Source organism: Chitinimonas viridis (assembly GCF_030409555.1).
In the GTDB taxonomy this organism is placed as follows: Bacteria; Pseudomonadota; Gammaproteobacteria; order Burkholderiales; family Chitinimonadaceae; genus Chitinimonas; species Chitinimonas viridis.
The window spans coordinates 167100-179894 of record NZ_JAUFPU010000008.1 but is presented as its reverse complement, the minus strand read 5'-3'; the positions used below and the strand labels follow the sequence as shown (position 1 = coordinate 179894).

At 62.1% G+C, this 12795-nt stretch carries 12 protein-coding genes; 6 read left to right on the top strand and 6 right to left on the bottom strand.

The window, feature by feature from the left end; translation table 11 throughout:
* Positions 1-2: 2 nt before the first annotated feature.
* Positions 3-593, bottom strand: a complete 591-nt coding sequence (gene pnuC, locus QWZ03_RS09525; protein WP_290332485.1) for a nicotinamide riboside transporter PnuC — start codon at positions 591-593, stop codon at positions 3-5.
* Positions 594-675: 82 nt separating this feature from the next.
* Here pnuC and QWZ03_RS09520 point away from each other — a divergent pair, with 82 nt between their 5' ends.
* Complete coding sequence (locus tag QWZ03_RS09520; protein ID WP_284196725.1) at positions 676-948, top strand: DUF1653 domain-containing protein; 273 nt, start codon at positions 676-678, stop codon at positions 946-948.
* Complete coding sequence (locus tag QWZ03_RS09515) at positions 948-1763, top strand: ferritin-like domain-containing protein (RefSeq protein ID WP_290332484.1); 816 nt, start codon at positions 948-950, stop codon at positions 1761-1763. The genes QWZ03_RS09520 and QWZ03_RS09515 overlap by 1 nt, the downstream gene beginning before the upstream one ends.
* Here the strand turns inward: QWZ03_RS09515 and QWZ03_RS09510 are convergent.
* Positions 1753-3321: an alpha-amylase gene (locus QWZ03_RS09510; RefSeq protein WP_290332483.1), complete on the bottom strand. Its 1569-nt coding sequence runs from the start codon at positions 3319-3321 to the stop codon at positions 1753-1755. The genes QWZ03_RS09515 and QWZ03_RS09510 overlap by 11 nt on opposite strands.
* A 129-nt stretch (positions 3322-3450) precedes the next feature.
* On the opposite strand from QWZ03_RS09510, the gene QWZ03_RS09505 reads away from it, so the two are divergent.
* Together QWZ03_RS09505 and QWZ03_RS09500 are read left to right on the top strand one after the other, a co-directional pair.
* Positions 3451-4248: a substrate-binding periplasmic protein gene (locus tag QWZ03_RS09505; protein ID WP_290332482.1), complete on the top strand. Its 798-nt coding sequence runs from the start codon at positions 3451-3453 to the stop codon at positions 4246-4248.
* Between the two features lie 70 nt (positions 4249-4318).
* Positions 4319-5839 carry a fumarate hydratase gene (locus QWZ03_RS09500; protein ID WP_290332481.1) on the top strand — a complete coding sequence of 507 codons (1521 nt, stop codon included), beginning with the start codon at positions 4319-4321 and terminating at the stop codon, positions 5837-5839.
* A gap of 132 nt (positions 5840-5971) precedes the next feature.
* On the opposite strand, the gene QWZ03_RS09495 is transcribed toward QWZ03_RS09500, so the two are convergent.
* Both QWZ03_RS09495 and QWZ03_RS09490 read right to left on the bottom strand, forming a co-directional pair.
* The gene (locus QWZ03_RS09495; protein WP_290332480.1) at positions 5972-7429 is read right to left on the bottom strand and encodes a serine/threonine-protein kinase; all 1458 of its coding nucleotides are present in this window, start codon (positions 7427-7429) and stop codon (positions 5972-5974) included.
* Between the two features lie 151 nt (positions 7430-7580).
* Positions 7581-8735 carry a hypothetical protein gene (locus tag QWZ03_RS09490; protein WP_290332479.1) on the bottom strand — a complete coding sequence of 385 codons (1155 nt, stop codon included), beginning with the start codon at positions 8733-8735 and terminating at the stop codon, positions 7581-7583.
* A gap of 158 nt (positions 8736-8893) precedes the next feature.
* Here QWZ03_RS09490 and QWZ03_RS09485 point away from each other — a divergent pair, with 158 nt between their 5' ends.
* Positions 8894-9751 carry an endo alpha-1,4 polygalactosaminidase gene (locus QWZ03_RS09485; RefSeq protein WP_290332478.1) on the top strand — a complete coding sequence of 286 codons (858 nt, stop codon included), beginning with the start codon at positions 8894-8896 and terminating at the stop codon, positions 9749-9751.
* Between the two features lie 139 nt (positions 9752-9890).
* Here the strand turns inward: QWZ03_RS09485 and QWZ03_RS09480 are convergent, their stop codons facing one another.
* Positions 9891-10298, bottom strand: coding sequence for a DUF2721 domain-containing protein (locus QWZ03_RS09480; protein WP_290332477.1), 408 nt, complete (start codon positions 10296-10298; stop codon positions 9891-9893).
* Positions 10299-10386: 88 nt separating this feature from the next.
* Positions 10387-10911: a peroxiredoxin gene (locus QWZ03_RS09475; protein ID WP_290332476.1), complete on the bottom strand. Its 525-nt coding sequence runs from the start codon at positions 10909-10911 to the stop codon at positions 10387-10389.
* 162 nt (positions 10912-11073) lie between these two features.
* Between QWZ03_RS09475 and QWZ03_RS09470 the strand changes: the two genes are divergently transcribed.
* Complete coding sequence (locus QWZ03_RS09470) at positions 11074-12795, top strand: alpha/beta hydrolase family protein (protein WP_290332475.1); 1722 nt, start codon at positions 11074-11076, stop codon at positions 12793-12795.

Sequence of the window (12795 nt, the reverse complement as noted above, 5' to 3'; positions counted from 1 at the left end):
GCTCACACGCCGCCCTGGGCCAGGCGCTTGCGCCAATCAAGCCAGCCATAGGCCGCCAAGCCCGCCAGCAGGACATACAGCAAGGCGGTGATATGCAGATCCTTATGGAGATAGATACCCGCAGCCAGGATATCCAGGGCTATCCATAGCAGCCAGTTCTGCAACTTGCGCCGGGCTTGCAGCCATTGGGCCAATACGCCAAAGACAAAGACGGTGGAATCCAGCCAGGGCAGATCGGTAGGCAGAAAACTCAGCTGCAGCTGCGCCACCAGCACCGTACCCGCACCGCCCAGGCCCAGCAGCACGGCGTAATCTCGCCGGTTCATAGGGGTGATGGGCAGGGAGGGCGTCGCATCGCCACGGCGCCAGGCGCGCCAGCCATAGGCGGCCAATACCACGTACAGGCCGTTCAGGGCGGCCTCGCCAAACAGGTTGACGCTACAGAACAGCCAGATATACAGCACGCCTGCCAGCATCTGCAGCGGCCAGGTCAGCCTATGGTTGCGGGCGGCCAGCCAGATGGCGGAGAGGGTCAGTCCAAAACCCGCCACTTCGGCCAGGGTCATGGACTGTAGTTGCTCAAGCAAACCCATAGTTACCTTTCTTTATCGCAAGATCGGCACCATATACCACGGCAAGCGATAAAATGCGGCACTTTGCCCCAAGGTCCATATCATGTCCCATCTGCACTATCGCCATACCGATGGCGGCCTCTACCGCTTTGTCGCCCACGCCCGCTCGGCTGATACCACCGGCGACGTGGTCGTCTACGAACACCTCTGGCCCTTTGAGCAAGGCCTCTGGGTACGTGACCGGCAGGAATTCGAAAGCCGCTTCACGCCTATCTCGGCCACCGAAGTGACCACCGCCATGCAAGGCGACCGTGCTGCTGCACAGGCGGCGGTAGACGAGGCCAAGGCCAAGCGGCGGGCAGCCAAGGCCGGCTGATGGCTACATCGCTCTACCCTGCCCTCCACACTGCCCTGGCGGAATCCGACCCCTATGCCAAGGCCCGCATGGCCCAGGCATTGTGGGCAGACTGGCAGGGTGGACGGCTGGATCACAGCGGCCCCCACCAAGCGCCGCCCGAGACGGTAGGCAGGCCCGCCAGGCCAGAACTGGTTGCCCCGCTGGACGTACCGCGCCGCCGCCTGGGTACGGTTGCGGGCCGCGCCGCGCTGATCCATGCCATTGCCCATATTGAGTTCAATGCCATCAATCTGGCACTGGATGCGGCTTGTCGATTTCCTGGCCTGCCGCGCGCGTACTACCAGGACTGGCTGCAGGTTGCTGCCGAGGAGGCCGGCCATTTTGGTCTGCTGGCAGACCACCTGGCCACGCTGGGCCATCGCTACGGCGATTTTCTGGCACATAATGGCCTGTGGACCATGGCCGAGAAGACAGCTGGCGACATGCTGACCCGCATGGCCCTGGTGCCACGCCTGCTCGAAGCCCGTGGACTGGATGTCACCCCAGGCATGCAGGCCCGCCTACAGGCGGCAGGCGACCCCAGGGCCGTCGCCATACTGGACATCATCTTCCGCGACGAAGTGGGCCATGTGGCCATAGGCAATCGCTGGTTCCGCTGGGCCTGCGCGCAACGTGGGCTGGACCCCATCGCCACCTTCCGCCAATACCTGGAGGACTTCGACATCTCGCGCAGCATAGGCGAGCTGAATGTCGAAGCCCGCCTACAGGCGGGCTTCGAGATGGCAGAACTCGACGCCCTGCTCGACTACGCAGGGCGCGGCACTACAGCCTGATACCGGCCTGCAGCACCACGGCAGCATTGCCGCCAAGGTTCAGGCTGGCCTTGCCGTCCGCCCCCACCACTACGACGCGGCCCAGGCAGGTGCCCGCCTGCTTGCCACCCGCCAGCACATCGCAATAGCTGCCAGCCGGCAAGCCGGTATCAAAGCTGCGGTTGAGGTCGGCCGTTTCGCGATTGATGAGCACAAAACCTTTGTCGCCACGCGAGAAGGCAATGGCATTGCCGCCGTTGTCCCACCAGTTCGCCACCGGGGCACCGGCAACGGCGCGGCGGAAAGCCACCATATTGGCAATCAATGGATCACGATGCTCGCACACCCAGCTACCCACGCTGGCGGCCTCAAGAGCACTGGCGCAGGCGGCCGGTGCGGGCGGGCCCGCATCGCGCCCAGCCTGGCTGTTACGGTCAAAGCCATAGCTGGACATGACCGACGGATAGCCGTAAGGCTGCGCCAGCATCCAGACATGGGCCAGCCGGTAAGCCGCGCCGTCCCGGTAGGAAATCCCGCCCTCTCGCTGGCTATCGTGGTTTTCCACAAACACCACCGCCTTGTCAGCCGGCATCAGCCCCCAGGCGGTCTCGGAGAACTGGCTGCCGCTGGCACCATTAGGGTTGAGTTGCGCCAGCTTCTGGCCTCCTGTCCCCAGGAACTTGTCGCCTATGCCACGGAACTTGAACTCGGTGATATCCATGGCCCCGGCCGTGCTGTAACCCAGGCCAAAGTAATCGCGGGCGGTGACGCCCTCACCGCCGTAATCGATCACCTCGGCAAAATAATAAGGCAAGGCCCGGCCTTCTGCCGCCAGCGCCTGGTTGACCTTGCTGATCACCCCGTTAAGCTCAACCGGCTGGATATGCTTGGCCGCATCCAAGCGAAAACCTGCAACGCCCAGGCGTGACAGCGCCAGCAGGTAGTCCGCAATCCTTTGCTGCACGGTGGCGGAGTCCGTCTTGAGATCGGCCAGGCCTACCAGCTCGCAATCCTGCACATTGGCGGCACTCTGGTAGTTGTTGATGGCGCAGGCCGGATGGAAATCCGCCTGGGTATAGAGGCCCGGATAACTGTACTTACCATAGACCGTACCAATGCGGCCGGTACCACTACCGGCCGACATATGGTTGATCACGGCATCCACATAGATACCCACCCCCACAGCCTTGCACCGGTTCACCATATCGACGAACTCGGTACTGCTGCCCGAGCGACTCAGGCCTATGCTGTAGCTCACCGGCTGGTAGCGGGTCCACCATTGGCTGCCTTGTATGTCCTCCTGCGGCGGCGACACCTGTACCGCCTTGTAGCCCTTGGGCCCCAGCTGGGTTTCGCACTCGCTGGCGATGTCGGTCCATTTCCACTCAAACAGGTGGACAAAGGTGTCACCAGCGGCAGCGCGGCCGCTGGCGCGGTAGGTAGGATCCAGCACTGGGCGGGTCGGGGTGGTGGGTGGGGTGGTAGTGCCACCCCCGTCTCCACCGCCACCACCTCCGCCGCAGGCAGCCAGGCTCAAGACAGCCAGACAGGCCAGGTAACGACGATTTCGCTCAAACACAGGTCACTCCGATCTCATTATGTTTTGCACGACTGTCCATCGAGGAACAGTTCAGACCGCCGATCATCCGGGCAGCCGATTAGGTAGTCAAACCGAACCGACTACCCGCCAAAGCGTCTACAAAGAGAGGTGAGCTCTCTCCACGGCCCCGCCATGCGCCATTCAAGCCTGCTGAACCTGCTGACCAGCCTGCTGCTGACCACGGCACAGGCCGCACCACCTACGACCGTGCGGCTGTGCTACGACCAGGAAGATGTCTACCCCTGGCGCGTCAAGGGTGGTCAAGGGCTGGATTTCACCCTGCTCAAGCTGCTGGAAGGGCGCGTCAATGTGCATTTCGAGCTACTGGCCCTGCCCTGGAAGCGCTGTCTGCTGGAACTGGGCGAAAACCGCCATGACGGTGCCGTCGCAGCCAGTTTCCGGCCTGAGCGCATGGACGTGGGCGTCTACCCCATGGCCGGCGGTGTGCCGGACGCCAGCCTGCGCATGCGTGCCGAGAGCTACAGCCTGTTCCGGCTCAAGGGCAGCCCCGCCAGCTGGGACGGCAAGCGTTTTATCGGGATAGAAGGCAATGTGGGCGCACAGGCCGGTTACTCCATCGTTGAGCAGCTCAAGGCCGCCGGCTTGAACGTGGACACCGGCACGGCCAGCGCCGATGACAATCTGCGCAAGCTCCTGCTGGGCCGGGTTGTAGCCTTGGCCTTGCTAAGCAGCGAAGGCGATGCCTCCATTGCCGCCAGCCCGGAGTTCACCGCACGCATAGAACGGCTTTACCCGCCGCTGACTGAGCGCGCCTATTACCTGCTTTTCTCCAAGTCATTCTATGCCCGGGACGAGGCGCTGGCCCAAAGAATGTGGCAGGCCCTGCCCGCGGTACGCGACTCTGCCGACTACAAGCGGGCCGAGGCTGCCATGCGGCAACCGTGAGCGTTCGGCCCTGGCGCCTGCATCCGGTATAATTGCCCATTCCCCCGATCGCCCCTCACGGAGCCCCGCCATGACCATCATCCGTCAGCAGGACTTCATCGACAGCATTGCCGATGCCCTGCAGTACATCTCCTATTACCATCCCAAGGACTATATCCAGAGCCTGGGACGCGCCTACGAACTGGAGCAGTCGCCAGCCGCCAAGGACGCCATTGCGCAGATACTGACCAATAGCCGCATGTGTGCCGAAGGCCACCGCCCCATCTGCCAGGACACCGGCATCGTCTGCGCCTTCGTCAAGATCGGTATGGATGTACGCTGGGCCGACGCCACCATGGGTGTGGAGGATATGGTCAACGAGGGTACCCGCCAGGCCTATCTGCACCCGGACAACAAGCTGCGCGCCTCGGTGCTGGCCGACCCAGCTGGCGCCCGCCGGAACACCCGCGACAATACCCCTGCCATCACGCATTTCGAAATCGTGCCTGGCAACACCGTTGAAGTGCACATTGCCGCCAAGGGCGGTGGTTCCGAGAACAAATCCAAGTTCGTCATGCTCAACCCCTCCGACAGCATCGTCGAGTGGGTACTCAAGACCGTCCCCCTGATGGGCGCCGGCTGGTGCCCGCCGGGCATGCTGGGCATAGGCATAGGTGGCACGGCCGAAAAAGCCATGCTGCTGGCCAAAAAATCGCTGATGGAGCCTATCGACATCCAGGACCTGATTGCCCGTGGCCCGCAAAACCGTGTGGAAGAGTTGCGCCTGGAGCTGTTCGAGAAGGTCAACGCCCTGGGCATAGGTGCACAGGGTCTGGGCGGCCTGGCCACCGTGCTGGATATCAAGATACTGGACTACCCCACCCACGCGGCCTCGCTCCCCGTGGCCATGATCCCCAACTGCGCCGCCACCCGCCATGTGCACTTCGAGCTGGATGGCTCAGGCCCTGCCCAGCTGGAAGCCCCCAAGCTGGAAGACTGGCCGCAAGTGACCTGGACGCCCTCAGCCGAGGCGACCCGCGTCAACCTCGATACCGTCACCCGCGAAGAGGTCGCCAGCTGGAAGCCCGGCCAGACCCTGCTGCTCAACGGCAAGCTGCTGACCGGCCGCGATGCCGCCCACAAGCGCATGGTAGACATGCTCAACAAGGGCGAAGCCCTGCCGGTGGATTTCAAGAACCGCTTTATCTACTACGTCGGCCCGGTTGATCCGGTACGTGACGAAGTCGTCGGCCCAGCCGGTCCCACCACCGCCACCCGCATGGACAAGTTTACCGAGCAGGTGCTGGCCGCCACCGGCCTGCTGGGCATGGTAGGCAAGGCCGAACGTGGCCCTGCCGGCCTCGATGCCATCAAGAAGCACCAGTCGGTCTACCTGATGGCTGTCGGCGGTGCAGCCTACCTGGTATCCAAGGCCATCAAGGGCGCCAAGGTGGTGGGCTTTGCCGACCTAGGCATGGAGGCCATCTATGAATTCGACGTGGTGGACATGCCCGTGACCGTGGCCGTAGATTCCGCGGGCAGCTCGGTGCATAAGACCGGCCCCGCTGAATGGCAAGCCCGCATAGGCAAGATTCCGCTGGCCGTGCAATAAGGCGCGCTGCCAAGCTGGCAGCCCCAAAGCAAAACGCCCCGATGCCGGGGCGTTTTGCTTGTAGGGTGTGGCGATAGGCGCCGCTATTAACCCCGCGTAGCGGTTCCGGCATGTCGCGGGAACACCCGCCGCTCAGCGATCACGCTTAGCTGGTGCAGGCTTAGCGCAGTTTGCACCATCCTTGCAAGCGGCCTTGTCCGCCGCACTGCGGTTATCGGTACGGGGCTTCTCCTCGGTGCCGCGATTGTCGCCACGGTCCGGCAGGGGCTCGCGCCTAGGCACAGCCGTCACTTTGGCAGGCTCCGTCACCGTGGCATCGCCCGGCTTGGGTTTGGGCTTGGGCTTGGTCGCCGTGGTCTTGACCTTGCCGTCATCGCTCAGCGTAATGACCTCGATGGGCTTGCCAGGCACCGTCGTCGCCGGTGCCGCTGTGGGTGCCGGCGTGGTAGCCGCCACGTTGTCGCCCTGCTCTGCCGTCCGATCTATCACCGGCATGGCTGCCTTGGCAGGTAATGAGCCGGGAGCGCCAGGCGGCTCCAGTACCTCGGTCTGCACCATGGCCTTGGCCGCGGCGGCATCTGCGGCAGCCGCGTCCTTACCTGCCCCACGGCCCAGCAATACTGCCGCACTGATGCCGCCCACCAGCACGATGGTGGCCACGGCCGCCCAGGGTGCATAGCGGCGCAACGGTGTCGCCGCCACCTCGGGTGCTGCGGGCAACTCGGGAGCGGCAGCGCTCGGATTGGTATCCGCCAACTCGGGGTGCGCACCCGTCTTGGCTTGATTGGCCTGCTCGCGCAAGGCACTACGGGCCTCGCGTGCCGTCTGGAAGCGCTTGGCCGGGTCTTTCTCCAGGCAGCGCATCACCAGCTCGGCCAGCCAGGGCGAAACTTCCGGGTTCAGGCTGCGGATATCCGTCGGCTGCTCATGCAGTATGCGATAGGCAATGGTCGCTACATGCTCGCCATCAAAGGGTCGCACACCCGTCAGCACTTCATACAACACGATGCCGGCGGCAAAGATGTCAGCGCGACCATCCAGTTTCTTGCCTTCGATCTGCTCGGGCGCCATATAGCGGGGCGATCCCACCAGGGTGCCGGCACGGGTCAAATCACTGGCAGGCAGTTGGGCAATGCCAAAATCGGTAATCTTGAGCCGGCCGTCGGCTGTCAGCATCAGGTTGGCCGGCTTGATATCGCGGTGCACCACCTCATGCTCGTGGGCATAGGCCAGCGCGCCGAACAGTTGGCCAGCCAGCTTGAGCACCCGGCCATTGGAGATCTTGACCCCGTTCTCCAGCAACTGCTGCAGGGTCTTGCCCTCCACATACTCAATGGCCAGATAGGTCTGTCCATCCACATCACCGCAGTCGTAGACCGTGATGATATTGGGGTGGTTGAGCCTGGCGGCAGATTTGGCCTCCTGCTGCAGACGCGGCGCATACTCTGCCCGCTCTTCCGCACTCAGGTTGAGGCGCAAGACTTTGAGCGCGACGGTGCGATCGAGCCGCTCGTCAACAGCGCGATAAACAACGCCCATGGCCCCCTGCCCAAGGGTGGCGTCGATACGGTAGTGCCCGAGTTTATCCATCTGTGTATTTTAGCTCGGCTATCACGACTTCCATGTTGCGGAATACGACCAGTTAGAAACTCTTGCCAAGCAAGAAATTTTACTGCCGCTTATACCCCTGACGTATTTCACCCTCATTATGGCAACGTCCTAACAGTCAAGGACTCGCAGCTTACTTGCCGAAGATGCCCTTGAGCAAGTCAATTGCACCGGGCGCCTGCTTGGTGTCCTCCGCCTCCTGCTTGGCGGCATCCTTCATCATCTTGCCCATATCCATGCCCGGCATGCTGGTCGCAACCGATTTCAGCCGCACTTTCACCGCCCAGATCGGCTGCCACGGTGCTTTCACATCCTTGGGCCGAGGTGGGTGGACGAGGTTCAATTCCTCGCCGAAGGCAATCATCCGCAGCATACCAGCCTCACCCATGGCCTCCTTGGGCACACTGCATGCAGTGGTGGCCGGTTTTAGCAACACCTTGTCCTTCAACCAGCGCTGCACAGCCGCATTGGGCTGGTAGTCCAGCAGACCGAATCCCATGTCCGCCTGCTCGCTTGAGGTCCAGACCACCATCTCATCCTCGCCCCGCATGCTCATGCTGGCCAGAAACCACGCCTGCGCCTGCGCCATGGGCTGCCAACTCAAGTCCCAGGCGTTGCCTTGGTCTTGCTGCTTTAAGACGATGGCCGGCATCAAATCGTGAGCAGCACCCAGCGTAAAGCGGAATCCTTCCGGCACGCCATCGCCACTGAAACCATGCTCCCCCACCAGCGATGCACCCTCGGGTATCAGCCGGTTGTCCGGCTTGCTGGGCCAGATCGGCCTGCCCGGCGTGCTATGGGCACCACGCGTGGTCGCTCGCCGGCTCTGGAAGAACTTTGCCAGCTCGGCCGGGTTCGCTTTGGCCATATCCAGTACCCTGGGCTGGCCCTTGCGTACCTCGGTGCCACACCCCCAATACAGCAAAATCTTGCCCTTGGGCTTGTGATACTCAGGTTGTTCGGTCACTTCGTCCGGCGTGTCCAAAGGCACCGGCTTGCCTTCCACCGGGCTGAGCAGCTTGAGCACAGGCGCCAGCCGGCTGCCGTCCGGCACCTGCTGCGTGGCCTCGCGCATGTCGGGCTTGCTACGGCTGTAGAGGGTCACATCCATCCAACGCCCTGCCGGCCCCGTCTGGGTATTGCCAAACACGTTACCGCCCTTGCCACCGCCAAACAGTGAGCCCAGCATGCCACCACCGCCCGGCATGCCGGGCATACCGCCGCTATAGGTAGCCAGATCCATCCAGGCTTGCGCCTGTGGTGCCGGGCTGGCCGCCCATGCTGGCATTGCTGCTAGTCCTAGTAGCATCGAAATGGGGAGCAAGGCATGCTTCATGGTGTTGTTTCTCCAGGCAGGCAATGCTTGATCATAGGTAGAATCCTGCGCACTTGCCTGTACAGGTCAGGCAAGCCATCATGCCGCGATAATATTCATTGAGCCACCCCATGCCCAGCCTAAGCCAAGTTACCCTGCCCCTGACACTGACCCTCATGCTTGCTGCCTGTGGTGGCGGTGGCGACAGCGGCGGCGGCGGCACCAATCCCGAGCCAGTCGACCCGGTACCGGTCTACCCCGCCCCGCCAGCTGCAGCCAACTGGTGGAAGCCCGCCCGGGGCGTCAGCTTCCAGATTCAGTTCGATGGCACGATCGATACCAACGTCAATGCCGAGGTCTACGATCTGGACTTATACGATACGGACGCCGCCACCATCGCAAACTTGAAGGCCAAAGGCCGACGCTTGCTGTGTTACATCAACGTGGGTGCCTGGGAAAACTGGCGCAGCGACAAGGATGCCTTCCCGGCCGCCGTGCTGGGTAAGAACTATGCGGGCTGGGCCGGCGAAAAGTGGCTGGACATACGCCAGTACGCCACCCTGGCCCCCATCATGCGCGCCCGCATGGATCTCTGCAAAAGCAAGGGCTTTGACGGCATAGACCCCGACAACCTGGACAACTACCTGCAGGACACTGGCTTCCCCATCACCCAGACCGACCAGTTGGCCTATAACCGCTGGATTGCCCGCGAAGCCCATGCCCGTGGCCTGGCCGTGGGCCAGAAGAATGTGCAGGCGCTTACCCCCCAGTTGCAAGGCTATTACGATTTCGCCATTGTCGAACAATGCGTCAAGCAGGGCTGGTGCCGCGATATGAATGCCTACCTGCAGAGCAATCGACCGGTGTTTGCACTGGAGTATGTCGAAGAAGGCCAAACCCCCGAAAAGGTCTGCCCCACGGCCCAATCGCTGGGCCTGACGGCCGTCATCAAGCGGCTGGAGCTGGGCGCGTTCCGCCAAGGCTGTTAAGCGCCGTTACGCTAAATATCGAGTCAGCTCTACCGGTGTCAATGTAGAACAGCCCCCGTTTCACGGGGGCTGTTCTCATTCATCTTTGACAGCGTAAACCCAACGATCTCATGCTGCAGCGCTCACCAGCAAATGGCACCTACTCACCATCGTGGCGAGCCAGGTCTTCTTCCATATCCGCCAGCAGGATATTCAAGGCCTCGCTGGACATGCCTATCTCGGTAATGGACAGCCCCAGCGAAATCAGCAGGCAGATCAGGCTGATACCGAACACGGTATGGGCGGCCGTTGCCAGGCCGAAGAAAATCAGGAACATGCACAGCACGCAAAGGAAAAGGCTACCCACCCCCACTACCTGCATGCGCCGTATCAGGGTTACCCGCTTACGCAGGTTGGCAATCTGCCGCACGATCTTGGGATCAGGCGCGGTCTTGTAATCCTCGTAGAGCTTGCGTATGACGCTGGAGATGCCGAGAAAGCGGTTGGTGTACGCCAGCAGCAGCAAGGATATGGCAGGGAACAGCAGGGCAGGAACACTGATTTCCATGCAGGACGGCCTTCGCAATACGATTTGGGTGAGGTAGACAACACAGCTTGTCCCGCCCAGGCGGCAGGACAGCCCATCAACTGCAGATTCAGCTCTTTTTGTTCAGCGCCCGCAAGTCCACCAGTATGGTCTTGGCGTAGTCCTTGGTATCCACATCCTTATAGCGCTTGACGATGCGCCCATCCGGATCAATCAAAAAGCTATGCCGCTTGGCAAACTTCATCACCCCAAGGTTCACCAGTGCACCGTACTTCTGCGCCGTCTTGCCGTCTGGGTCGGCCAGCAAGGTAAACGGCAGCTCATGCTTGCGACCAAACTCCCTGATCGCTGCCACGTCATCCGTGCTCACGCCCACCACCTCGGCGCCCAACGCCCGCAACAGCACGATATCATCGCGGAAGCTGCAGGCCTCCTCGGTGCAACCGGGGGTATCGGCCTTGGGGTAAAAGTACAGCACCAGCCACTTGCCCTTGAATTCGTCACTGCTGCGCAGCTTGCCCGTCTGGTCGGTCAAGGCAAATGCCGGCATGCCGTCGCCGGGGCTGACATCGGCGTGGGCCAGCATGCCCATTGCCAGTAGCAACAAGGCCAAAAACGTCCTGATCTTCATCATCTTCTTCAATCCTGCCAAAACAACCCAACTTGGATGCCCGGCAGAGTAGCAGGTTCCCCTGCCTGCGGCAGCATCTGCAGAACCGGGTGGCAAAAGTACTGTCCTAGCCTTACTCAGTGGATAATACCGCTGTACCGTTCCACTTCCTGGCCTTGCTACCCCATGCCGATCAAATCCATGATTGCCTTGATGCTAAGCCTGTTTGCCAACCTGGCCAGCGCCACAGGCAACCACGCTCGTGTCATGCCCACCCCTGCTGCGACTGGCCCCTATCCTGTTGCCTGCAGCAATCTTGCGCTGGATACAGCCGCCATCGCCCAGTCCGGCGTCGGCCTCGATCAGCTCTGGGATGGTGCCATTGTCAACGGCCAGATGCGCTACCTCACCGAGGTGCTGGCCCAGCCACAGGCGGCCATCAGCTTTAATCTGGCGGTTCCTGGCGACTACAGCCTGTATCCCCGCTTTGCCAATACTGCCCTGCCCCTGGTCTCGCTGGTGTGCTATCCCACCACCGCCAACAATCCCCGGCCGGATTACCTGCTGCCTGATGGCAGGGCCATACCGCATATGGATGGCGCGGGTGAGCTGCCGCTGTTTCCCGACAACAACCGCTACCCCCTGATCATGTACTCCCACGGCATGGGCGGCAGTCCGCTCAATGAGCATGCCCTGGGCAGCATTACCCGCTTTGCCAGCCACGGCTATGTGGTCATCAACCCGTTCCACGGTGATACCCGTATCAAGCAGGTGGAAATCGAAGACCTCTCCGATCTGGGCGACTTGATCCTCAACTTCGACGAATACGTGGAGCTGCAGGCATTGCGGCCGCTCGCGATCAGCGCAGCCATTACCGATCTGCTTAACCGCCCTGGCTATCGCGACCGTATTCACCCCGACCAGATAGGCGGCTTTGGCGGCAGCCTGGGCGGCGAGGCACTGATGCTCAGCCTAGGTGCCGAGCTGACCCGCAATCTGAATCTGGATTCCCGCCCGGTTGCACAGGACGCCCGCATCAAGGCGATCGCCACCTTTGTCCCCTACGCCGGCCAGAGCTTCCTGCCGGCCTTCGGCCGTGGCCAAGAGAGCGCCAGCCGCATCACCCGTCCCGTCATGGCCATTGCCGGCACGGCCGATCTGGTAGCGCCCCTGTCCATGTCGCTCAAGGCGGTCGAGAAAATGCGCGGGAGCCGTTACTTCGTGCAATTGCGGGACGTGCCCCATCAATACCTGCCCGAGTATGCCAACGATATCTACGGCTGGACCATTCCCTTCTTCGATGCCTATCTCAAAGGCGACACCTCGGCACTGAGTCAGCTGGTACAAACGGCCAGTATCGCCAATGGCAAGACCGATACCCTGCTACTCGATGCCACCTTGCCACGCAGCGTGGCGCCAGGCCAGATACTGATTACCGAATACGTCAACAGCCGGACCGGCAACTACCTGACTGCCATCGATACTACCGAAATAGACCTGATGGCCGCCTATGCCGGTCAGGGCTGGGTTGCCAGCGGCCAGCGCTTCAAGGCCTGGCAGGCAGCACCGCAGGGGCTGAATAGCCAGGCCATCTGCCGCTTCTACCACGCCGGCCCGGTGGTACTGGGCGGGGGCGACAGCCTCTACTACTCACCCGACCAGGCGCTGTGCGAATGGGGCAAGACCCTGCCAGACTGGCTCTATATGGGCCACCCACTCTACCTGGCCCTGCCCGGACCGGACGGTAGCTGCCCCAGCGGCACGCTGGCGATCAGCCGCAGCTACAACAATGCCCACCTTCGTGGGGGCGACCTCAACTATCGTTTCAGCAGCAGTAGCAGCGAGCTTGTCCGGCTGTCGGCGCAGGGTTGGCTGGAGGAAGCCACCGAACTGTGCGCACCACTTTAA

Excerpts from the sequence above, each read along its gene's own strand:
- QWZ03_RS09515 (WP_290332484.1), top strand. The coding sequence starts at position 948 with ATGGCTACATCGCTCTACCCTGCCCTCCACACTGCCCTGGCGGAATCC.
- QWZ03_RS09475 (WP_290332476.1), bottom strand. The coding sequence starts at position 10,911 with ATGATGAAGATCAGGACGTTTTTGGCCTTGTTGCTACTGGCAATGGGC.
- QWZ03_RS09480 (WP_290332477.1), bottom strand. The coding sequence starts at position 10,298 with ATGGAAATCAGTGTTCCTGCCCTGCTGTTCCCTGCCATATCCTTGCTG.
- pnuC (WP_290332485.1), bottom strand. The coding sequence starts at position 593 with ATGGGTTTGCTTGAGCAACTACAGTCCATGACCCTGGCCGAAGTGGCG.
- QWZ03_RS09495 (WP_290332480.1), bottom strand. The coding sequence starts at position 7,429 with ATGGATAAACTCGGGCACTACCGTATCGACGCCACCCTTGGGCAGGGG.
- QWZ03_RS09485 (WP_290332478.1), top strand. The coding sequence starts at position 8,894 with ATGCCCAGCCTAAGCCAAGTTACCCTGCCCCTGACACTGACCCTCATG.
- QWZ03_RS09490 (WP_290332479.1), bottom strand. The coding sequence starts at position 8,735 with ATGCCAGCATGGGCGGCCAGCCCGGCACCACAGGCGCAAGCCTGGATG.
- QWZ03_RS09520 (WP_284196725.1), top strand. The coding sequence starts at position 676 with ATGTCCCATCTGCACTATCGCCATACCGATGGCGGCCTCTACCGCTTT.
- QWZ03_RS09470 (WP_290332475.1), top strand. The coding sequence starts at position 11,074 with ATGCCGATCAAATCCATGATTGCCTTGATGCTAAGCCTGTTTGCCAAC.
- QWZ03_RS09500 (WP_290332481.1), top strand. The coding sequence starts at position 4,319 with ATGACCATCATCCGTCAGCAGGACTTCATCGACAGCATTGCCGATGCC.